At 74.8% G+C, this 21,118-nt stretch carries 23 protein-coding genes; 15 read left to right on the top strand and 8 right to left on the bottom strand.

All coding sequences use genetic code 11. The features are described from left to right. A partial coding sequence (locus tag VF468_07925) for a hypothetical protein (GenBank protein HEX5878233.1) occupies positions 1–193 on the top strand: 193 nt, incomplete at its 5' end. Positions 194–206: 13 nt separating this feature from the next. On the opposite strand, the gene VF468_07930 is transcribed toward VF468_07925, so the two are convergent. Then, on the bottom strand, positions 207–770 hold the full coding sequence (locus VF468_07930; protein ID HEX5878234.1) for a dihydrofolate reductase family protein: 564 nt from the start codon (positions 768–770) through the stop codon (positions 207–209). 75 nt (positions 771–845) lie between these two features. On the opposite strand from VF468_07930, the gene VF468_07935 reads away from it, so the two are divergent. Further along, positions 846–1,463 carry an HD domain-containing protein gene (locus VF468_07935; protein ID HEX5878235.1) on the top strand — a complete coding sequence of 206 codons (618 nt, stop codon included), beginning with the start codon at positions 846–848 and terminating at the stop codon, positions 1,461–1,463. A gap of 22 nt (positions 1,464–1,485) precedes the next feature. Here VF468_07935 and VF468_07940 read toward each other — a convergent pair whose 3' ends face one another. Beyond that, entirely contained in the window at positions 1,486–2,922 is a 1,437-nt protein-coding gene (locus tag VF468_07940) for a pyridoxal-dependent decarboxylase (GenBank protein HEX5878236.1), read from the bottom strand. A gap of 53 nt (positions 2,923–2,975) precedes the next feature. On the opposite strand from VF468_07940, the gene VF468_07945 reads away from it, so the two are divergent. Next, entirely contained in the window at positions 2,976–3,527 is a 552-nt protein-coding gene (locus VF468_07945; GenBank protein ID HEX5878237.1) for a GNAT family N-acetyltransferase, read from the top strand. Positions 3,528–3,762: 235 nt separating this feature from the next. Beyond that, positions 3,763–4,278: an acyltransferase gene (locus tag VF468_07950; GenBank protein HEX5878238.1), complete on the top strand. Its 516-nt coding sequence runs from the start codon at positions 3,763–3,765 to the stop codon at positions 4,276–4,278. A gap of 12 nt (positions 4,279–4,290) precedes the next feature. Here the strand turns inward: VF468_07950 and VF468_07955 are convergent, their stop codons facing one another. Continuing rightward, a complete protein-coding gene (locus tag VF468_07955; GenBank protein ID HEX5878239.1) occupies positions 4,291–4,746 on the bottom strand; it encodes a MarR family transcriptional regulator in 456 nt (151 codons plus the stop codon). A gap of 54 nt (positions 4,747–4,800) precedes the next feature. On the opposite strand from VF468_07955, the gene VF468_07960 reads away from it, so the two are divergent. Beyond that, a complete protein-coding gene (locus VF468_07960) occupies positions 4,801–5,277 on the top strand; it encodes a MarR family winged helix-turn-helix transcriptional regulator (protein ID HEX5878240.1) in 477 nt (158 codons plus the stop codon). On the opposite strand, the gene VF468_07965 is transcribed toward VF468_07960, so the two are convergent. After that, positions 5,261–6,520 carry a hypothetical protein gene (locus tag VF468_07965; GenBank protein HEX5878241.1) on the bottom strand — a complete coding sequence of 420 codons (1,260 nt, stop codon included), beginning with the start codon at positions 6,518–6,520 and terminating at the stop codon, positions 5,261–5,263. The genes VF468_07960 and VF468_07965 overlap by 17 nt on opposite strands. A gap of 201 nt (positions 6,521–6,721) precedes the next feature. On the opposite strand from VF468_07965, the gene VF468_07970 reads away from it, so the two are divergent. Beyond that, on the top strand, positions 6,722–7,945 hold the full coding sequence (locus VF468_07970; GenBank protein ID HEX5878242.1) for a nitrilase-related carbon-nitrogen hydrolase: 1,224 nt from the start codon (positions 6,722–6,724) through the stop codon (positions 7,943–7,945). Here the strand turns inward: VF468_07970 and VF468_07975 are convergent. Together VF468_07975 and VF468_07980 are read right to left on the bottom strand one after the other, a co-directional pair. Next, on the bottom strand, positions 7,942–8,298 hold the full coding sequence (locus VF468_07975; GenBank protein HEX5878243.1) for an MmcQ/YjbR family DNA-binding protein: 357 nt from the start codon (positions 8,296–8,298) through the stop codon (positions 7,942–7,944). The genes VF468_07970 and VF468_07975 overlap by 4 nt on opposite strands. A 76-nt stretch (positions 8,299–8,374) precedes the next feature. After that, entirely contained in the window at positions 8,375–9,757 is a 1,383-nt protein-coding gene (locus tag VF468_07980) for an FAD-binding oxidoreductase (protein ID HEX5878244.1), read from the bottom strand. Between the two features lie 108 nt (positions 9,758–9,865). Between VF468_07980 and VF468_07985 the strand changes: the two genes are divergently transcribed. From VF468_07985 to VF468_07995, 3 genes are all read left to right on the top strand, one after another. Next, positions 9,866–12,772 (top strand): adenylate/guanylate cyclase domain-containing protein, encoded by a 2,907-nt coding sequence (locus VF468_07985; protein HEX5878245.1) that lies wholly within the window; start codon positions 9,866–9,868, stop codon positions 12,770–12,772. Between the two features lie 33 nt (positions 12,773–12,805). Next, positions 12,806–13,399 carry a dihydrofolate reductase family protein gene (locus VF468_07990; protein HEX5878246.1) on the top strand — a complete coding sequence of 198 codons (594 nt, stop codon included), beginning with the start codon at positions 12,806–12,808 and terminating at the stop codon, positions 13,397–13,399. A 71-nt stretch (positions 13,400–13,470) separates the two neighbouring features. Then, positions 13,471–13,644, top strand: a complete 174-nt coding sequence (locus VF468_07995; protein ID HEX5878247.1) for a hypothetical protein — start codon at positions 13,471–13,473, stop codon at positions 13,642–13,644. Between the two features lie 81 nt (positions 13,645–13,725). On the opposite strand, the gene VF468_08000 is transcribed toward VF468_07995, so the two are convergent. After that, a complete protein-coding gene (locus VF468_08000; protein ID HEX5878248.1) occupies positions 13,726–14,889 on the bottom strand; it encodes a nucleotide pyrophosphatase/phosphodiesterase family protein in 1,164 nt (387 codons plus the stop codon). A gap of 77 nt (positions 14,890–14,966) precedes the next feature. Between VF468_08000 and msrB the strand changes: the two genes are divergently transcribed. From msrB to VF468_08015, 3 genes are all read left to right on the top strand, one after another. Beyond that, positions 14,967–15,365 (top strand): peptide-methionine (R)-S-oxide reductase MsrB, encoded by a 399-nt coding sequence (gene msrB, locus VF468_08005; GenBank protein HEX5878249.1) that lies wholly within the window; start codon positions 14,967–14,969, stop codon positions 15,363–15,365. 62 nt (positions 15,366–15,427) lie between these two features. Next, positions 15,428–16,666, top strand: a complete 1,239-nt coding sequence (locus VF468_08010) for a glycosyltransferase (protein ID HEX5878250.1) — start codon at positions 15,428–15,430, stop codon at positions 16,664–16,666. 79 nt (positions 16,667–16,745) lie between these two features. Next, the gene (locus VF468_08015) at positions 16,746–17,657 is read left to right on the top strand and encodes a rhomboid family intramembrane serine protease (protein ID HEX5878251.1); all 912 of its coding nucleotides are present in this window, start codon (positions 16,746–16,748) and stop codon (positions 17,655–17,657) included. Here the strand turns inward: VF468_08015 and VF468_08020 are convergent. After that, positions 17,638–18,363 (bottom strand): hypothetical protein, encoded by a 726-nt coding sequence (locus tag VF468_08020; GenBank protein ID HEX5878252.1) that lies wholly within the window; start codon positions 18,361–18,363, stop codon positions 17,638–17,640. The two genes, VF468_08015 and VF468_08020, sit on opposite strands and share 20 nt — an antisense overlap. Positions 18,364–18,385: 22 nt before the next feature. On the opposite strand from VF468_08020, the gene selD reads away from it, so the two are divergent. The 3 genes from selD to VF468_08035 all read left to right on the top strand — a co-directional run bounded on the left by selD (position 18,386) and on the right by VF468_08035 (position 21,105). After that, complete coding sequence (gene selD / locus VF468_08025; protein HEX5878253.1) at positions 18,386–19,471, top strand: selenide, water dikinase SelD; 1,086 nt, start codon at positions 18,386–18,388, stop codon at positions 19,469–19,471. Next, on the top strand, positions 19,468–20,583 hold the full coding sequence (locus VF468_08030) for a serine hydrolase domain-containing protein (protein ID HEX5878254.1): 1,116 nt from the start codon (positions 19,468–19,470) through the stop codon (positions 20,581–20,583). The genes selD and VF468_08030 overlap by 4 nt, the downstream gene beginning before the upstream one ends. A gap of 105 nt (positions 20,584–20,688) precedes the next feature. Next, complete coding sequence (locus VF468_08035; GenBank protein ID HEX5878255.1) at positions 20,689–21,105, top strand: M67 family metallopeptidase; 417 nt, start codon at positions 20,689–20,691, stop codon at positions 21,103–21,105. Positions 21,106–21,118: the final 13 nt, after the last annotated feature.

The following is a 21,118-nucleotide window of genomic DNA, read 5'->3' on the forward strand; positions in this document are numbered from 1 at the left end:
CGGTCTGTACTTCGTCATCGGCGGGATCGCCTGGGCGACGTTCATCTACAACGGGGTCCCGGTGCCGGACTCGTTCGCCACCATCCTCGCCACCATCGCCGGCGGCCTGGTCGGCGTGCTCGCGCCCACCGCCGGCCCGGGCCGGTCCTCTGAATCCTGGCGGGACGAGCGGCCACTGCCGCCGGCCGAGTGACCGCCCTGGCGGGTCAGCTCGGCCGGTACCGCAGGAGCAGGATGCCGGAACGGAACGGGCGGGTCTCGACGAGTCGCAGGGTCGGGAGCTCGGTGGCATCGGCGAACAGGCGGGCGCCGCGGCCGAGCACGACCGGGTAGAGGAACAGGCGGTACTCGTCGACCAGGCCGGCGGCGATGAGGGCGTGGACCAGGGTGATGCTGCCGGTGGTGACGATGTCCCCGCCCGGGCTGGCCTTCAGCGTCCGGAGCTCGTCCTGGAAGCTGTCGCCGGCGAGCACGGTGGTGTGCTCCCAGCCGGGGTCGTCCAGGGTGCTGGAGACGACGTACTTCTCCACCCGGTTGAGGTAGTCGGTGACGCCGGTGGTGTCGTCGGTCTGCTTCGGCCAGTAGCCGCGCATCTCCTCGAACGTCACCCGCCCGAAGAGGACGGCGTCGGCGGCCTCGCTCTGCTCGCGGAGCGCCGCCAGGAGGTCGGACTGGTCGACCTCGGCGTCGTCGGCCACGCTGAACCAGCCCTCCGACGCGTCGATGACACCGTCGAGGGTGATGTTCTCGGTGACGATCAGATCTCGCATCGCTGGACCTCCCTGGACGGGGGCTGCACACTCCGGTTCGACACCCCACACACCCTAGAGCCGAGCCGGGACACCATGACGGAGCCTGAGTCCGAGGTCGAGGGACTGACCGACTTCCTGTACGAGCTGGGGCTGCTCAAGCGGTACCGGCGGACCGGCTGGGAGGTCGCCGGGGTCGGCGACCCCGAGAGCATCGCCGAGCACAGCTTCCGGACGGCGGTCATCGGCTACCTGCTGGCCGTGCTGGAGGGCGCCGACCCGGACAGGACGGCGGCGCTGTGCCTGTTCCACGACACCCAGGAGACGCGGATCGGGGACGTGCCCCTGATCGGCAAGGGCTATGTCGCGACCGCCCCGAACGCCGAGGTCATCGCCGACCAGGTGGCCGGGTTCCCGGCCGAGGTCGGACGGGCGGTGCGTGACCTGGTCCGCGAGTACGAGGCCCGGGAGACGGCGGAGGCGCGGCTCGCCAAGGACGCCGACAAGCTGGAGTGCCTGCTCCAGGCGCGCGAGTACCAGGCCAAGGGGCACGCGGACGTGGAGGCCTGGATCGAGTCGTCGGCGGCCGCGCTCCGGTCCGCCTCGGCCCGGCGGCTCGCCGAGGCCTGCCGGCGGGTCCCGCCCCGGCGGTGGTGGGAGGCCGTCGCCGCGGCCAGGTCCGGGCAGGCGCGGGGAGACGCCGCAATGCCCTGACCGCGCGCCGCCCCGGGCAGGGTCAGCCGGCGTCGGCGGCGGCGGCGCCGAGCTCGCGGACGACCTCGACGAACAGGTCGAGGTCGTCGGCGGTGGTGCGCCAGTTGCTGATCGCGGGGCGGAGGGCGACCCGGCCGCCGTAGACGGTGGCGCCGGCGAACACGCGGCCGTCGTCCAGCAGGGACTCGCCGAGCCGGCGGTTGAGGTCGTCGAGCTCGGGCTCGGAGCGGCCGGGCGGGTGGTAGCGGAAGCAGACGACGTTGAGGGGGACCTCGGCCAGGCGTTCCAGGTCGGGGGCGGCGTCGACGGCGGCCGCGAGGTGACCGGCCAGGTCGCAGTGGCGCTCGACCAGCTCGCGGTAGCCGCTGCGGCCGTAGGCGGCCAGGGTGGCCCAGATGGGGAGGGCGCGGGCCCGGCGGGAGGACTCCGGGCCGAGGAGGCCGTAGCCGCCGCGGGGGTCGTCGGGGCCGGGGAGGTAGGCGGCGCCGGGCATGCCGAACGCCGGGCCGAGGCGGGCGGGGTCGCGGACGAGCGCGAACCCGCTCTCGTACGGCACGTTCAGCCACTTGTGGGCGTCGGCGGCGATCGAGTCGGCGCGCTCGATGCCCGCGGTGAGGTGGGCGGTGCGGGGGGAGAGGGCGGCGAACAGCCCGAACGCGCCGTCGACGTGCAGCCAGGCGCCGAACTCGGCGGCCAGGTCGGCCAGGTCGGCCAGCGGGTCGAACTCGCCCGCGTTGGGCTCGCCGGCGGTGGCGACCAGCACGGCGGGGGCGCCGCCGAGCTCGCCCAGCCGGCGCCGGACCGCGTCCAGGTCGACCCGGCCGACGTCGTCGCGGGTGAGCACCTCGACCGTGTCCTTGCCGTGGCCGAGCAGCTGCAGGGCCTTGCGGGCGCTGGGGTGCACGTAGCCGCCGGAGAGCACCGGCATGCGGGGGAGCCCGGCCAGCCCGGCCGAGGTCAGGTCGACCCCGTGCCGCTCGGCCCACCAGTGCGAGGCCAGCGCCAGCCCGGTGACGTTGGCGAAGGTGGCGCTGGCGGTCAGGGCGCCGCCCCAGCCCGGCGGCAGGCCGACGAGCTGGCGCAGCCAGTCGAGGGTGACCCGCTCGGCCGCGTCGGCGAAGCGCGACGAGGCCCGCACGAACGCGTTCTGGTCGAGCATGGACACGACCCAGTCGGCGGCCAGGGCCGCCGGCGTCGAGCCCCCGATCACGAAATGGAAGAAGCGCGGCCCGGCCGAGGCGGTCGCGGTCGCCGTCCCGACGCGCAGCAGCGCCTCGACCGCCGCCTGGGTGCCCGCGCCCTCCTCCGGCAGGGGGCCGCCCAGCTCGCCCAGCAGGGGCTCGGCGGCGCGGTCGTAGACCAGGCGCCGGGGCAGCTCGTCCAGGTACGGCCCGGCGGCCTCGATCACCTGTGTGAGTGCTGCTAGCGTCTCGGCCTGTTCCTTCAGCGGATCGCCCATGTCGCTCCCTCCCATGGTCGCGGCGGTTCAGTCTACGAGGGGAGGCGGGTCGCATGGAGGTCCGGCAGGCTCGCGCCGCCGACTGGGAAGCCGTCCGCGACCTGCGCCTGCGGGCACTGGCCGACGCGCCCGAGGCCTTCGCCAGCACGCTCGAGGCGGAGCTGGCGTTGCCGGCCGAGGAATGGCGGCGGCGGGCGGCGGGCGGGCCGGCGTCGGCGAGGTTCATCGCCGGCGAGGGCGACACCGAGGTCGGCCTGGCCGCGATCTTCGCCGAGCCCGGCACACCCGGGCGCATGCACCTGGTGTCGATGTGGGTGGACCCGCGTCACCGCCGGCGCGGTGTCGCCCGTGCCCTGGTCGACCAGGCCGTTGGCTGGGCTGCCGAACGCCAGGCCCGCGAGGTGATCCTGTGGGTCGTCGACCAGAACACCGCCGCCCGCACCCTGTACGAGCGGGCCGGCTTCCGGCCCACCGGCGAGCGCCAGCCGTTGCCCTCCCACCCCGAGCTGACCGAATCCATGCTGCGGCTCGACCTCGAGCGTTCCGAACCAGGCCCGAACCGCAAGGAGGCCGGCACATGGCCGGACCGCTCCCGATCCTGCTGATCCCCGGGCTGCTGGTCACGCTGCGGTTGTACGAGCGGCAGCTCCCGGCGCCGGTCACCTGAGCCGGCTCGACCAGCCCGAGCGGGTCACCGAGGCGCTGGTGGCGTGGGCCTCGGGCGAGGAGTGACGCCGCCGGGGGCGGCCGCGGGCCCGACTTCCGGGTCGGTCACCCCGGATGCGATGCTGAGGCGGCTTCGGGCGGACCGGCGGGGATGGCGATGGACAGGAGGCGTGGATGTCGACACTTGACCGCATGGTGGCGAGGCTGCTCGTCCGCTGGCTGCGGGAGCCGGTGCGCCAGGTGCTGGCCGAGCAGGACCCACGCCAGGCCGGGCCCGAGGCCCACGTGGAGATGTACAAGTACCTGGTCCACGGGGACCGCTCGAAGCTGGACATCCACCCGACCGCCGTGGTCAACAACGCCTTGTTCAACGTCGGCTCGGGCACGATCACGGTGGGCGAGTACGCCTTCTTCGGCCACAACGTGTCGGTCCTGACCGGCACCCACGACATCAACACCTTCGGGCGCGAGCGCCAGCTGGCCATCCCGCGCTCCGGACGCGACATCGTCATCGAGGAGGGCGTCTGGGTGGCCAGCAACGCCATGGTGCTGGGCCCGTGCCGGATCGGCGCCCACGCCGTGGTCGGCGGGGGCTCGCTGGTCATGGACGACGTCGCGCCCTACACGATCGTGGCCGGCTCCCCGGCCAAGGTGCTGCGGACCATCCCCCACGACGGCCAGCCCGGCTGACCGGGCCTCGGCTCAGGGCCGGGGGCCGCCGGGGTCGGTCCAGCCGAGGTTGGCGGCCATCCGCGCCAGCACGGCCACCGTGCCCTGGTACTCGTCGGCGCTGACGCCCTCGGTGACCCGGCGCCGCTGGGCGGAGACCTCCGCCAGGAGGCCGGCGTGGGCGGCGGTCCCGGCCGGGGTCGCGGCGGCACGGTCGCCGGCCGACCAGGTCGCCCAGCCGCGGGCGGCGAGGTCGTCGAGCACCGGGCGGATGCTGGGCTCCCGGTCGTCCAGGAACGGCGCCAGGCGGGTGTCGAGGTCGTCGACGGTCACCGGACCGTCCTGCAGGGCGGTCAGGGCCTGCCAGTGGCGGCGGGTCAGGCCCCGGTCCCCCAGGAGCCGGTCGAAGCCCTCGTCGAGCAGGCGGTCGACCAGCTTCAGCCAGAAGCCGATCGGCCGGCGGTCGGTGGGGACGGTCGCGGTGCCCATGTGGCTCAACTCCCATATAGATGCTCTGGTACAACTATATGTATAATAGCATCTATGTCCGAGGATGCGGTGGCCGCGATCGAGCAGGCCATGGTGGCGATGCGGCGGAGCTGGTCGCGGCGGAGCCTGCAACGGCGGACCGCGGCGGCGGGGTCGGTAGGGGCCGCCGGGGCGGGGGCCGCCGAGGCGGCGGCGTTCCAGGTGCTGGACGCGATCGAGTCCGGCGGGCCCCTCACCGTCAACGGGGTCGCCGACGCGCTCGGGGTCGACCAGCCGCGGGGCAGCCGGCTGGTCGCCCGGGCGGTGGAGGCCGGGCTGGTGCGGCGGGGCGCCGACCCGGACGACGGGCGGCGCAGCGTCCTCGCCCTGACCCCGCGGGGGGCGCGGGTGCTGGCCGAGGGGCACCGGGCCCGCCGGGCCGCGGTCGAGGCGGCCCTCGCCGGCTGGCCGGACGAGGACCGCGAGACCTTCGCCCGCCTGCTGCGGGCCTACGTCAGCGGCTGGGAGCGGGCGGTCAGGGGACCGGCATGAGGGCGATGCGACGGCGGGTCTCGCCGCCGATGCGGTTGGTGTCGCTGCCGACCCACAGGCCCTGCGGGGTGACGTAGAGGTCCTTGCCGCCGACGCCGCGCTCCTTGGTCGGGTTCCAGGGGAGGGCGAGGCCGGTGGCGGGGTTGATGGCGCCGATGCCGGGCCGGCTGACCGCGCCGGGACCGGCGGTGTCGGCCCCATTGGGGTTGTTGAGCCAGCGCTGGTGGCCCTGGACGTAGACGGCCACGTCGGTCGCGGCCACCGAGTGCAGGGTGTCGCCGCCGGTGTAGTTGATCCAGGTGGGACGGACCGGGTTGGTGACGTTGGTCTCGAACCGGGCGGTGGCGTCGCACAGGTCGCGCCCGACCCCGCCGGAAACCGGGATGTAGCCGGTGGACACGAACGCGAACCACGACCCGTCGGGCGAGAAGTCGACGTCGCGCATGTAGTCGGGCAGGCTCCCGGCCCGGCAGAGGTTCTGCAGCGGCGGGTAGTACCAGGCGTTGAGCGAGGCCGTGGCCCCCAGGGTGAGCATGAACGCCCGGTAGCGGGTCTGGCCCAGGACCGAGGTGAAGTTGCCCACCGCGACCAGCCGGGTGCCGGCCGGGTTGACGGCGAAGCGGTAGACCTCGACCGGCCCGGCGTTGTCGGTGACGCTGCCGCTGATCGACAGGTTGAGGTAGCCGGTGTTGGCCCCGGTGCCCGGGTTGACGGCCCGCAGCTTGCCCGGGAAGGTGCCGCCGGCGAGCAGCCGGCCCCCGACCAGGGCCAGCTCGGTGACCTTGCCGGAGGCGAGGTTGGCGTTGAAGGCGGTGTCGACGGCCCCGGTGGTCCGGTTGAGCTTGGCCACGCCCCGCCGGGCGGTGCCGTTGACGCTGGTGAAGGTCCCGCCGATCCACAGCGAGGTGCCGTCGCTGGCCAGCGCCCAGACCTCGCCGTTGACGTTGGGCGCGAACGAGCTGATCACCCCGGTGGAGGCGTTGAAGGCGACGATGTTGCTGCGAGCGAAGGTCCCGCCGGGGCTGACGCCGGCCGGGGTGCTGACCGAGCTGAAGGCTCCGCCGGCGTACATGGTCCCGCCGACCTGGACGAACTTGTGGACGGCGCCACTGGCCACGTTCGGGGTGAAGTTGGCCGGGTTGGCGCTGACCACGGTGCCGAGCGCGATCGACGCCGAGGCGGCGGCCGGGACGGCGGCCGGGACGGCGGCCACGGCCACGCCGAGGCCGAGCGCGACCAGCATGGTGCGGAGCGTGCGCCTGCTGAACGGAACCACGTCGGTGCCCCTTCGGATGCAAGGTTGTCCCACCGGCGTCAGAGTCCCACCGGCACGATGGGATTTCGGCGCAGATCCTACCCAGCCCCGTCAAGAGCCGGATCACGCGGTTGGACTACGCTGCGTCCGGTGTCCGGGCAGCCCGCCGCTGGAATCAGGAGGGACGGAGTGCGCATCCTGCTCGCCGCCGTCAACGCCCCGAAGGGCGACCTCGACGGCAACCTGGCCGGGCACCTGGCCGTGCTCGACCAGGCAAGGGCCCAGGGCTGCCACCTGGCTGTGTTCCCCGAGTTCTCGCTGACCGGGTCGGTCGACCCCCGCCGCCACCCCGGGCGGGCGCTGGCCCTCGACGCCGAGCCGGTCCTGACCCTGCTGGAGGGGACCCGGCGGGCCGGTGTCGCCGCCTTGTTCGGGATCGCCGAGCACGAGGGCGCGAGCTTCCACATCACCCAGGTCTACGGCCACAGCGGCCGTCTCGGCGGGGTCTACCGCAAGCGCCACCTCGGCGAGGGCGAGGAGGGCTACCAGGCCGGCGAGGGCCCCGGGGTGTTCCAGCTCGGGGCGGCCCGGTTCGGGGTCACCATCTGCGCCGAGGGCGAGGTCGACTTCCCCTGGACCGACGCGGTCGCCGGTGGGGCGTCGGTGGTGTGCTTCTGCTCGGCCCCCGGCCTGTACAGGCGCCGCACCGACGAGCAGGGCTGGCGCGACGGGCACGCCTGGTGGGTCTCGGCCGGGCTCGGCGACGCCATCCGCCACGCCCGCCGGCTCGGTGTCCCGGTGGCCATGGCCACCCAGGCCGGGACGACCGAGGACGAGGACTTCCCCGGGCTGGCCGCCCTGGTGTCCCCGTCCGGGGAGGTCGCCCGGCTGCCCGACTGGCGGCCCGGCAGCCTGGTCGTGGAGGTGGCCGCCGACGTCACCGTCCATCCAGTCCGCGAGGCCGTCCGCTGCCTGGTCCTCGACCATGCCGGCCGGGCGTTGCTGGTCCGCTACGCCGACGACCGGGTCGGCGGCACCTGGTGGGGCCCGCCGGGCGGGGGACTGGACCCGGGCGAGGACCACCTGGCGGCCGCCCGCCGGGAGCTGCGGGAGGAGCTGGCCCGCGACGACCTCCGGGTGGGGCCGTTCGTCGGGCGGCGCTGCCACACCTTCTGGCTGGGCCGGTGGATGACCCAGCGGGAACGGTGGGTCCTGTGCCGCGCCGAGCCGTTCGAGGTCGACCCCGCCCATGTGACCACCCTGGCCGCAGAGGCCATCCAGGAGCTGCGCTGGTGGTCCGCTGACGAGCTCCGCGTCTGGGGGGTCGTCGCCACCCCCCGCGACCTGCCCGGCCTGCTCGACCGGATCGCCCGCGGCCGCCTCCCCGGCCCCGACCAGGATCTCGGGATCTAGCCGGCGGCCAGCGCGTCGCGGTCGCGGCGGGGGAGCTTGGCCACCACCAGCTCCCAGGAGTGGTCGACCAGCTCGGCCAGCTCGTCGCCGGGCACCGACCCGTCAAGCTCGACCGTGTTCCAGTGCCGCTTGTTCAGGTGGTACCCGGGGGTGACGGCCGGATAGCGGTCGCGCAGCGCCTCGGCCAGGGTCGGGTCGCACTTCAGGCTGACGCTCCCCGGCTGGCCGGTCAGGTCGCAGATGGCGAACACCCGCCCGCCGACCTTGAACACGGCAACGTCGTCGCCGAACGGGTAGTCCTCGACCGCCCCCGGCCGCCCGCCGAGGTAGCCCAGCATGGCGTCACGGTCCATGGTCCCTCCACGAGCAGGTGCAGGCCGCCGGGGTCGGTGGACCGGAACCTCCTGGGCCACCTGCCGCCCACCGCGGTCACGCGGGCGGGATGTTCTGGTTGAGCCGGAACAGGTTGCCGGGGTCGTAGCGGCGCTTGACCTCGGCCAGGCGGTCCCAGGTGGAGCCCGGATAGGCCTCATGGACCCGGTCGGGCCCCTCGTCGCCGAGGAAGTTGACGTAGGCCCGGCTGTCGCCCTGGTGGAGGGCGGCGGCGAACTCGTCGACCCAGGCCTGGCGGACGACGCGGTCGTCGGGACCTTCGTAGAAGGCGGCCAGGTTGACCATGATGCGGCTGTCGCGGTGGGCGAAGGCGGTGGCGTCGGCCGGGACGCGGGCCATGGCCCCGCCCAGCACCCGCAGCTGGGCCACCCGCACCGGCGCGTCCGACGCCTCCAGGTGCCGCATGATCGCGCCGGCCACCTCACGGTCGACGGTGTCGACGAGCATGGTCCGGGAGACCGCGGTCGGGTGGTACTCCTCCTCCTCGGGGGCGAACATCTCGGCATACGACATGGGCTGGAGCATGTCGGCGAGCGGCTCGGCCAGGGCCCGGAACGGCGCCAGCGCCCGCTCGCCGGCCTCGGCATCGCCCGCGTAGCACAGCAGGGCCAGGACGACCAGCTGGCCGTGGGCCGCCTCGGGCAGGAACGGCATCGGCGGCGCCACCATCACATTGGCGATCCCCGACAGCTCCTCCGGCGCGGCATCGGCGGCGGCCACATAGCCCTCGACGACCTCGGCGCTGGCCGGCAGCAGCAGCATCCCGCCCACGATGGACGGCAGCTCGTGCAGCCGGAACTGGAAACGGGTCGCCACCCCGAAGTTCCCGCCACCGCCCCGGATCGCCCAGAACAGGTCGGGATGATGCTCGCCGTCGACCTGGAGGATGCGTCCGTCGGCGGTCACGACCTCGGCGGCGAGCAGGCTGTCGATGGTCATGCCGAACTTGCGGACCAGGAACCCGACTCCGCCGCCCAGGGTGATCCCGCCGATGCCGACCGACCCGGTGTCGCCGAACCCGGTGGCCAGCCCGTGCTTGCCCACGGCGGCGGTGTAGGCGCCGGCGGTCAGGCCGGCCTGGGCCCAGGCGGTGCGGCCCTCGGGGTCGATCTCCAGGCCGTCCATGGCCGACAGGTCGAGCACGATGCCGCCCTCGGTGGTGCTGTGGCCGGCGGTGCTGTGGCCGCCGCTGCGGACGGCCAGCTCCAGCCCGGCATCGCGGGCCAGGGTCACGACCCGCGCGACCCCGGCGGCGTCGGTGGGACGGGCGATCGCCCCAGGGTGGCGGTCCCACCCGCCGTAGAACAGCACCCGCGCCTGGTCGTAGCCGGGATCGTCGGGAGCGATCACCTGGCCGTCGAAGGCGGCCCGCAGACGCGCAAGATCGATGGTGGGGGAGGACGATGGCGAGCCTTGCATGGGCGACTCCAGATGCGATCTCGGGGAACGTTCAGCGGACAGCCTAGGCGCCCGGTGGGACAGGGCCATCACCCATAGGTGGGAACCTGCGGGGTATGTTGAGGCCAGATGAGCAAGCCGGCCTCCGACCAGCCGCGATCCGACTTCGCCGGCAACCCTGGCGTGATCGCGACCACCCTGCTCAGTGGGGTGATCGCGGTCGCCGTGGCCGCCGCCGAGTGGGCCGGGTCGGGCACGGCGCTCGACTCGCCCGCCGGCATCCTGTGGGCGCTGGTCGCCCTGCTGGGCGTGGCCGCGATGGTGCTGGGCACCGGTCTGGAGCTGCGGCGACGCCGGCAGGCAGGGCATGCGCCGGCCGCGGCCGGCCCCGCCGCCCCCGCGCCGGAGCTGCCGACCGGGACCGTCACGTTCCTGTTCACCGACATCGAGGGCTCGACCTGGCTGCTCCAGGAGCTGGGCGACGCCTACCCGGCGGTCCGCGACGAGCACGCGGCGATCCTGCGCCGGGCGATCCGGGACCAGGATGGCGTCGAGGTCAGCACCGAGGGCGACTCCTTCTTCGCCGCCTTCGCCAGCCCGGTGGCGGCGGTCGCGGCCGCGGTGGCCGCCCAGCGGGGCCTGGCCGCCCACCACTGGCCCCCGGGCCTCCCCGTGCGGGTCCGCATGGGCCTGCACACCGGCGAAGGCGTGCTGGGCGGCGACAACTACGTGGGCATCGACGTGAACCGGGCGGCGCGGATCGCCGGGGCGGCCCACGGTGGGCAGGTCATCGTGTCCGGCGCCACCCGGAGCCTGGTCGAGCACGCCCTCCCGGAAGGGACGGCCCTCCGTGACCTGGGCGAGCACCGGCTGAAGGACCTGAACCTCCCGATCCACCTGAACGACCTGGTGGTCGAGGGGCTGGCGGCGGACTTCCTCCCGCCCCGGACGCTCGACGCCCGGCCGGGCAACCTGCCGGCGCCGCTCACCTCGTTCATCGGCCGGGAACCGGAGATCGCCGAGATCAGGCGGCTGCTGGGGCGGGCCCGGCTGGTCACCCTCACCGGTGCCGGCGGCACCGGCAAGTCCCGGCTGGCCCTTCAGGCCGCCGCCGGGCTCATGGACGAGTACCGCGACGGCGTCTTCCTCGCCGAGCTGTCCTCGGTCACCGACCCTGCCCTGGTCCCCTCGGCGCTGGCGCGGGCCCTGCGCGTCCCCGAGGTCCCCGGCCGGCCCATCCTGGCGGCGCTGCAGGACCACCTCCGCGACAGGCGGCTCCTGCTGGTGGCGGACAACTTCGAGCAGGTGACGGACGCCGGCCCGGTGGTCGAGAAGCTGCTCGCCGCCGCCCCGGGGCTCACCGTCATGGTGACCTCCCGGGCCCCGCTGTCGCTCCGGGGCGAGCAGGAGCTGGTGGTGCCGCCGCTGACGCTGCCCGAGCCGGGACGGCCACCGGACCTCGAGACCCTCGGCCGGTCCGAGGCGGTCCGGCTGTTCACCGAGCGGGCCCAGGCGGTGTGGCCGGGGTTCGAGCTGACCGAGCAGAACGCCCCGGCGGTGGCGGAGATCACCACCCGGCTCGACGGGCTGGCCCTCGCCATCGAGCTGGCGGCCACGCGGACCAAGGTCCTGACCCCCGAGCAGCTCCTGCCCCGGCTCGAGCGGCGCCTCACGCTGCTGACCGGCGGCGCCCAGACCCTCCCGGACCGCCAGCGGACGCTGCGTGGCGCCATCGGCTGGAGCTACGACCTGCTCCCGGCCGCCGAGCAGCGGCTGTTCGCCCGGCTGTCGGTGTTCGCCGGCGGCTGGACGCTGACGTCGGCCGAGGCCGTATGCGACCCGGAGGCGCTCGGCCTCGACCCGCTCCAGGCGACCACCTCGCTGGTCGATCAGTCGCTGGTCACCAGGACCGAGGCGGCCACCGGGGAGCCGCGGTTCTCCATGCTGGAGACGATCCGCGAGTTCGGCTGGGAGCAGCTGGCCGTCGGCGGCGAGCTGGAGCCGGTCACCCGGCGTCACGCCGAGCACTTCCTGGCCCTGGCCGTGGCCGCCGAGCCCCACCTCACCGGCGCCGCCCAGGGCGAGTGGCTGGACCGCTGCGACCAGGAGCACCCCAACCTCCGCGTCGCCCTGCGGTGGGCCGTCAAGGCCGGCGAGGCCGGCCGGGCCCAGGAGGCGGCGGGGGCGATCTGGAGGTTCTGGCAGCAGCGCGGTCACCTGACCGAGGGTCGGCGCTGGCTCGAGGAGCTCCTGGCCCTGCCGTCCGGGCAGGGACCGACCCCGGCGCGGGCCAAGGCGCTGGCCGGGGCCGGGGGCATCGCCTGGTGGCAGGAGGACATCGCCGGCGCCCGCGGGTTCTACGAGGAGGCCCTGGCCATCGAGCGGGCCCTGGGCGACCCGGCCGGCATCGCCCAGGCCCTCTACAACCAGGGGTTCGTGGTGGCCGCCGACGGCGACTTCGACGGCGCCTTCGGGCTGTTCGAGGAGAGCCGGGAGCTGGCCAGGCGGGCCGGGGACGAGCCGGCGGCCGCCCGGGCCGAGTGGATGCTGGCCATCCGGGACCTCGCCGCCGGGGCCTGGGAGCGGCCGGTGGCCATCGCCGAGCAGGCCGTGGCCACCTGGCGCCGGCTCGGGGACCGCCTGCAGATGGGCGACGGCCTGGTCTGGCTGGCCGTCGTCTACGCCCGTGCGGGCCGCCAGGGCGACGCCCGGTCCGCCATCGGTGAGGCCCTGCGGCTGTTCCGCGAGGTGGACAGCCCCATGGGCATCGTCTCGGTCATCCTCGGCCTGTCCTACCTGGCCAGGTGGGAGGGCCGCTACCAGGACGCCGTCCGCCTGGCCGGTGCCGCCGAGTCCCTCCGCGACCAGGTCGGCGGCAGGCCGCCCCTCGGCTTCCTCGTCGGCTTCGTCGGCGACCCCGAGGCCGAGGCCCGGGCCCGTCTTCCCGGGGACGCCGCCGAGGCGGCCTGGGAGGAAGGCCGGCGCCTCAGCGTCGACGCGGCCCTGGCCCCGGCGGCTGTTCCCCCGGCGTCGTAGGCTCGGCCGAGCTCACCGATCGGAGGGAACCCCATGAGCAAGGTTGTCACGCAGGCCTCGATGTCGCTGGACGGGTTCATCGCCGACCCGTCGGGCGGGGTCGGGCCGCTGTTCGAGTGGTACGGGAACGGCGACGTCGAGGTCACCGGGGCCGACCCGGAGCGGGTGTTCCGGGTGTCGGCGGCGAGCGCCGCCTACCTGAACGAGGCGTGGGCGGACGCCGGGGTGGGGGTGATCGGGCGGCGGCTGTTCGACATCACCAACGGCTGGAACGGCCGGCCGCCGGTGGGCGACGCGGTGGTGGTGGTGACCCACCGGCCGCCGGCCGACTGGGACTTCCCGGACGCCCCGTTCACCTTCGTCACCGACGGCGTGCCCGCCGCCGTCGCCCAGGCCAAGGAGCTGGCCGGGGACCGCTACGTCTCGGTCAACCCGGGCAGCATCGCCGGCCAGGCGTTCGCGGCCGGGCTGGTCGACGAGGTCCGGGTCGACCTGGTCCCGGTCGTGCTCGGCGCCGGCGTCCGCTACTTCGGCGACTACGCCGGGTCGCCCCTGCTGCTGGAGAACCCGGAGATCGTGCAGGGGGACCGGGTGACCCACCTGCACTACCGGGTGCGCCGGGCCTGACGTCGGGGAGGCATATACTCCGACCGCTTCGTGGCGCGCTGGCGGGTCGCGAGCCGACGAGGGGAGGGGCCATGGACGGCCGCAGGGACCGGGACTACGACGGCGTGCCCGACTGGCAGGAGGAGGCGAACTACGCCGACGAGGCCCCCATCCGCGGCAACCGGGCCCGCGTGCGCGGCAGCGGCTGCGCCCTCCCGGTCGCCCTCCTGGCGGTGGCCGCCGGGGTCGTCATACGCCGATGGTGAGCGCGGCCACATAGCCGCTGTCGGCGTCCCCGGACAGGCCCAGGATGCGGCGCTTGACCTTCCCGGGAGTTCGCTGGGCGGTCAGCGACGCAGCTCGAGGAACGGGACCAGCTGCTCGGCCGTGGTCATGGAGCCGTGGTGGCCGGTGAGGACGGCCTGGGTCGGGTCGACCTCCCGCTGGACCACGCCGATGGGGCCGTGGGCGGCCGCGACCACGTCGCCGATCCGGGCCCGGGCCTGGTCGGCCACCTGGGGACCGAACCAGCCGGCGGCGACGGCCTCCTCGCCGGACACGACCCACATGGCCTGGCCGAGCAGCCCCCGCCAGGCGGCGAGCACGTCGCCGGCGGCGCCCCGCTCGGTGTGGACGTGCCTGGCCCGGGCCTCGCCGGCCAGCAGCCGCACCCCGGCGGCCAGCTCCGGCCGGTCGGCCAGGTCGACGCGCTCGGAGGGGCGCAGGTCGACCATGCCGTGGTCGCCGGTGACGAACAGGGCGGCGTCGCCAGGGAGGCGCTCGGCGATCTGGCCGACCAGCTGGTCGACGTGGGCCAGCTCCAGCCGCCAGGCCTGCCCGTCGGTCCCGCGGACGTGGCCGGTGCGGTCCAGGTCGGGATGGTAGAGGTAGACCAGGCTGCGCCGGCCCTTGCCGAGGCCGCGCAGGGCCCCGTCGGCCTGGTCGCCGAGGGAGTGGGTGCGCCAGTACTCGCCGCCGCGCAGGGCGGCCCGGGTGAAGCCGGAGGCGGCGAACTGGCCGGCCCCGACCGAGGTGACCTCGATCCCGTCGGCGACGGCGACCTCGAAGGCGGTCGGCTCGGGCTGGACCCGCTCGGGCACGAACCGGTCGCGCAGGTCCTTGGTCCCGCCGAGACCGTAGGGGGACCAGCGCAGGCAGTTGAACGCCCGCTCCATGCCGGGCAGGACCATGGTGTAGCCGACCAGGCCGTGCCGGCCCGGGGGCAGCCCCGTGCCGATCGAGGCCAGGCTGGTCGAGGTGGTCGACGGGAACCCGGTGGTGACCGGCCGGCCCCGCTCGGCCGCGGCGGCCAGGACGGGGGCGACCCGGCGGTTGGCCAGCAGCAGCTCCCAGCCGAGGCCGTCGACGACCAGCAGGCAGGCCCGGCGCAGCGGCTCCACCCCGAGCGGGTTGGCGAACCCGGGCACGTCCAGGGCGGCCAGCAGCGACGGCAGCAGGTCGGCGAGGGAGGCCTCGCCGTAGCGGGGCAGCGGCGGGGCCGGGGCGCTCATAGCCAGCCAGCCTACTAAGGCCCAGCCGGCGACGTCTCTCTAGACTGGAGGGACAACTCGCGGAAGGCGGAGATGACATGGCAGAGGTGACGAGGACCGAGCAGGAGTGGCGGGAGCGGCTCAGCCCCGACCAGTACCGGGTGCTGCGCGAGAAGGGCACCGAGCCGCCGTTCACCGGCAAGTACACCTACTCCAAGGAGGAGGGCGTCTACCGCTGCGCGGCCTGCGGCAACGAGCTGTTCCGCTCCGACGCCAAATTCGACTCCGGCACCGGCTGGCCGAGCTTCACCGAGCCGGCCAACGCCACCGGGGTGGAGCTCCACCCCGACCACAGCCACGGCATGATCCGCACCGAGGTCACCTGCGCCCGCTGCGGCTCCCACCTGGGCCACGTGTTCCCCGACGGCCCCGCCCCGACCGGCCAGCGCTACTGCATCAACAGCCTGTCGCTGGACCTGGACGCCGGCGGGTCGTAACGCCGACGCTCCCTCCGGGGTCGGTTAGGATCGCCGTCCCCGGAGCAAGGGAGGAACCCAGGTTGGCGGAGGACCGCCCCGAGCAGCAGCAGCCGACCTACAACGTGCTCAAGACCTGGGCGTTCGACGACTGGGGCTTGTACGGCCGCGGGGACGAGCTGCTGGCCAGGGCGCTGGCCCGCCACCCGCGGGTGGGGCGGGTGTTCCACGTGCAGCCGCCGATCGACCCGGCCGAGCTGCGCACCCGCTTCCGCGACCCCCGCTGGGAGCAGGACATGGAGGGCCAGCTGCGCCGGCTCAAGGGGGTCACCGACGACGGGGTGTACCTGTTCGCCCCGACCAGCGAGCCCGACCGGCGCGAGGCCGCCCTGGACGCGACCGTGGCCATGCTGGAACGGGAACAGGCCTTCGCCCAGCCGCTGGTGATGCTGCACGGCCTGGCCCATCCCTTCGCCATCGACCTGGCCAGCCGCCTCGGCGGCCGCGGCGTGACCCGGGTGGCCCAGGTCCGCCGCGACGTCCGCGCCCCCTACCCGGTCGACGCCGACGAGCGCCAGGCCCTCGAGCACGTCTACAAGACCCAGCTGTCCGGGGCCGACCTGGTCTGGGCCGGCACCCGTGAGCTACGCGAGGAGTTCACCGCCCTCAACCCGCGGTCCGTGCTCCACCCGGTCGGGGCCGACCAGGGGCTGGCCGGGGGCACGCCCGCGGCCGAGCTGGCCGGGCTGCCCCGGCCGCTGATCATCTACGCCGGCTCGAACCGCGCCTACCTCAACGTCGGCCTGATCCGGGGCACCGCCGACCGGCTGCGGGAGGCGACCTTCGTGTTCGTGGGCCCGGCCGCCGACTTCCTCCAGCCGCTGGTCTCGGGCCTCCGCAACGTGCACGTGATCGGCCCCCGGCCCTACCGGCTGCTGCCCGACTACCTGGCCGCGGCCGACGTCGCCATCGCCCCCCACCAGGTGGCCCCGGCGACCCGGGCGGTCGTGCCCGAGAAGCTGTTCGGCTACCTGGCCGCCGGCCTGCCGGTGGTCACCACCGAGGTCGCCGGGGCCGAGGAGCTGCGCCGCCTGGTCTGGATCGCCAGGGACCCCTCCGAGTTCGCCCGGGCCATCCAGGGCGCCCTCAAGCGCGACCGGGAGCGCCGCCGTGCCCTGCGCCAGGCCGCCGTCGCCCCCCTGTCGTGGGACGCGATCGCCGCCCACACCGTGGCCAGCGTCGACGCCGTCCGGGCGGGCGCCGAGCTGCCGACCGCCCCCGAGCTGAAGCTCCCGGCCATCCCCGGGTTCCTGGCCCGCTGACCCGGCCCCGGAGCCCTGGCGTCCCTGCCCAACCGGAGCGGAGATGGCATGCTGGAGCTTCGCGACCAAGGAGCGCAGCGTGCCCGACGACCAGGGGCCTTCCGACCGGCCGGAGTGGCTGACCAAGGCCACCACCCCGACCACCTGCTACCGGCACCCGGACCGGCAGACCGGGCTGCGCTGCTCGCGCTGCGACCGGCCCATCTGCGGCGAGTGCGCCAACCCGGCCCCGGTGGGCCAGCTCTGCCCCGACGACGCCCGCGTCACGGTCCGGACCCGCGGCCTCCCCGGCACCGAGCAGCCGGTGGTCACCTGGGCGTTGCTCGGCCTCAACACCTTCATGCTGTTCGCGGCCGCGCTGCTCACCGGCAGCGGCTTCGGGCTGCTGGAGCCGTCGGCCAGGGCCCTGTGCCGGCTGGGGGCGCTGAACGCCGCCGCCATCGCCGAGTCCGGGCAGTGGTGGCGGCTGCTGACGGTGATGGTGCTGCACGGCGGGCTGCTCCACTGGGCGTTCAACAGCTGGGCCCTGTGGGCGTTCGGGCCGACCCTTGAGGCCATGCTCGGCCGGATCCGCTTCCTCGCCCTATACGTCGGCACCGGCCTGGTCGGGGCCGCGGCCAGCTTCGCCTTCAACCAGACCACCCTGGGGGTCGGCGCCTCGGGGGCCATCTTCGGCCTGCTCGGCGCCCTGGTCGCCTACTTCTTCCGGCGCCGCAAGGTCGGCGGCTCGATGCCGCTCCAGAGCCTCCTGCTGGTGCTGTTCCTCAACCTGCTGATCGCCTCCCGCAGCGCCAGCATCGACAACCTGGCCCACATCGGCGGGTTCCTGGCCGGCCTGGCCGCCATGGCCCTGTACGACGCGGCCGGGCCGCGCAACCGCGGCCTCCAGGTGGCCGCGCTGGCCGTGCCCTACCTGGCCGGGATCGCCCTGGCCGTCATCGGGGTGGCCAACTACCCCCTCGGCAGCGGCCTCACCTGCGTGGGGGCCTGAGCGACCCGTCGCCGGCCACCGGCTCCTGGTCGGCCCCGGTCCTGAGGTAGAGGGCGTTGCACATGCCGATCAGGTAGGGATCGGCCAGGGCGAGCAGGATCGACAGCGCGGCCAGGACCCAGAACTCGACCACCAGGCTGGCCAGCACCAGCCCGCTCGCCTGGAGCAGGCCGATGAGCAGGCAGATGGGGAAGTGGGATGACGCCACCCGGTGGGAGACGGTCGCGGCCTGCCGGACCCGGCGCTCGCCGCCGAGCACGACCCGCTGCATGAGCACGACCAGGAAGGCGAACGCGATCCCGAACAGCGGCCACAGGCCGACCGCCAGCTTGACCTGCTCGGACTCGGGCAGCGGCCCGGTGCCCTCGCGGGAGCCGAACAGCAGCAGCCCGACCATCAGCGCCGCCAGCAGGTAGAAGGCGCGCAGCAGCCCGGCCCGGACGCCGGGGCCGATGGTGCCGCGCACGGTGGCCAGGGCGGCCGCGGCCGCCGGCGGCGGCTCCTGGAGGGCGCCGGCCAGCCACGCCACCAGGAACAGCTCGACCAGCAGCCCCGCGCCCAGCAGGAACACGGCCAGGGGCACGGCCAGCGCCGGGTCGTCGGGCGCCAGGAACACGGGCAGCCCGCCGACGACCACCGTGATCACGGCGGCCAGCGGGCGGCGCCGGTACTGGCGCCAGGCGTCGCGCAGAAGGGCGGCGAACATGGGCGGGGCCTATCCTACGGGGATGCGTGCTACAGAAACCCCCCGTCTGACCTCTCTCTCCCATGGGGCGGGCTGCGCCTGCAAGCTGCCCCTGGCCACCCTTGAGCGGCTCATGGCCAGCGTCGGCCAGGGGCTGGGCGGGAGCGGCGACGGCGACCTGCTGGTCGGGGCGGCCGACGGCGACGACGCGGCCGTGCTGCGCCTCGACGACCAGCGGGCGCTGGTCCTCACGACCGACTTCTTCACCCCGATCGTCGACGACGCCCGCGACTGGGGGCGGATCGCCGCCGCCAACGCCCTCTCGGACGTCTACGCCATGGGGGGCCGGCCGCTGGTCGCCCTCAACCTGACCGCCTGGCCGGCCGACCTGCCGGTCGAGCTGCTGGCCGAGGTGCTGCGGGGCGGTGCCGAGGTGGCCGGCCAGGCTGGCTGCCCGGTCGTTGGCGGCCACTCGATCGACGACCCCGAGCCCAAGTACGGCCTGGCCGTGGTCGGCATGGCCGACCCGGGCCGGCTGCTGACCATCGCCCGGGCCCGGCCGGGGGACCGGCTGGTGCTGACCAAGCCGCTCGGCACCGGGGTGGTCGCGACCGCGGTCAAGCGCGGCGACCCCGACCCGGCCGCCGTCGCGGCCGCGGTCGCCGCCATGACCACCCTGAACAACGACGCCGCCGAGGCCGCCGTGGCCACCGGGGTCGAGGCCGCCACCGACGTGACCGGCTTCGGGCTGCTCGGCCACCTCCACCGGATGCTGCGGGCCAGCGGCGTGGCCGCCGAGGTCGACGCCGCCCGGGTGCCGTTCCTGCCCGGCGCGGCCGAGCTGGCCGCGGCCGGGTTCGTCTCCGGCGGCACCCGCAACAACGAGGCCTACCTGCGCGACCACGTCGACCCGGAGCCGGGCCTGCCCCCGGTGGTCGCCACCCTGCTCCACGACGCCCAGACCTCGGGCGGCCTGCTGCTGTCGGTGGCCCCCGATATCCTCGGCGGGCTGGTCGCCGACCTGCGCGGCCGCGGCGTGGAGCCGGCCCTGGTCGGCCGCGTGCTCGCCGGCCCGGCCGGGCGCATCCGGGTGCGGCGGCTGCCCCCAGACGAGAGGAGACGCCCGTGAGCGAGGTCCAGGAGCAGGTCCAGCAGGCGATCGACAAGCTGGTCTCCTCCGGGGCCGAGCGCGGCGTCCAGGTCGCCGTCTACCGTGGCGGCGAGCAGGTGGTCGACGCCGTCGCCGGGGTCGCCGACCCGGCCAGCGGCCACCCGGTCGACGCCGGCACGGTGTTCTACAACTTCTCGGTCGTCAAGGGGGCCACCGCGACCGTGGTCCACGTGCTCGCCGAGCGCGGGCTGTTCGGCTACGACACCCCGGTCGCCGACCTGTGGCCGGAGTTCGCCGCCCACGGCAAGGGCGGCGTGACCGTCCGCCAGGTCCTCGACCACAGCGCCGGGGTGCCGGGCATCCCGCTGGACACGACCGTCGAGGACCTGTGCGACTGGGACAAGATCTGCGCCGCCGTCGCCGACGCCGAGCTGTGGTGGGAGCCCGGGACCAAGGTCGGCTACCACGCCTACACCTTCGGCTACATCCTCGGCGAGGTCGTCCGCCGGGCCACCGGCAAGCCCATCTCCCAGGTCCTGCGGGAGGAGGTCTCCGGCCCGCTGGGCGTGGCCGACGAGCTCTGGTTCGGCATGCCGGAATCCGAGCACCACCGGCTGGCCCCCCTGGAGGACGAGCCGGGCGCGGCCGAGATGGCCGCCCAGATGATGGCCTCGATGCCGCCCGACCTGCCGATGTTCCGGTCGGCGCCGATGTCGCTGTTCCCCAACGCCGAGTTCGGCAACCGGCCCGACACCCTGGCCGCCGACATCCCCGCCGGCGGCAAGACCTCCGCCCGGGCCATCGCCCGCATGTACGCCGCCCTGCTCGGCGAGGTCGACGGCGTGCGGCTGCTCACCCCCGAGCGGCTGGCCGAGGCGACCGCCGTCTCCTCCAGCGGCACCGACGAGGTGTTCGGGAACCCGAGCACCTGGGGGCTCGGGTACGCCATCGGGGGCGTGGGGAACGACCCGCAGGACGCGTCGACCGTGTTCGGCTACGGCGGCGTCGGCGGCAGCTTCGCCTGCGGCGACACCGCCACCGGGGTCGCCTGGGCGGTGACCAAGAACCGGGTCAGCAACGACTTCGCCACCGCGACCCAGCTCGGCCAGCTGATCGCCGGGGCGGCCTGAGCGCCGCCGGGGCGCGCCGCACCCTCAACCCACCGGTACTGGAGCCCCGGGGCGTCGTGGTCGGGGGGCGGTCCCGATGCTACGCTCGTGAGCAGGAGGGACGGCATGCTGCGGATCGACGACGACCAGTACGAGGCGCTGGTGGCCCACGCCAGGGCCGAGTACCCGAACGAGGCCTGCGCGCTGCTGGCCGGTCGGGACGGGTCGGTCGAGCGTGTCTATGCTCTTCCCAACGCCGAGGCCAGCCCGACCTTCTACGTGGCCGAGCCCAAGGCCCAGCTGCGGGCCATGACCGAGATGGACGACCTCGGCCTGGACCTGGTCGGGATCTTCCACTCGCATGTGGCCACCGAGGCCTACCCGTCGCGCACCGACGTCGAGCTGGCCGCCTATCCCGACGCCGCCTACCTTATCCTCTCCCTGGCCGACCAGGACACGCCCGTGCTGCGGGCCTTCTCGATCCGCGACGGCCAGGTCACCGAGCGGGAGCTGGAGATGCGCACCGCCGGGGTGGCCGGATGAGGCCGCCCGCCGA

Source organism: Actinomycetota bacterium (genome assembly GCA_036280995.1).
Lineage (GTDB): Bacteria > Actinomycetota > CALGFH01 > CALGFH01 > CALGFH01 > CALGFH01.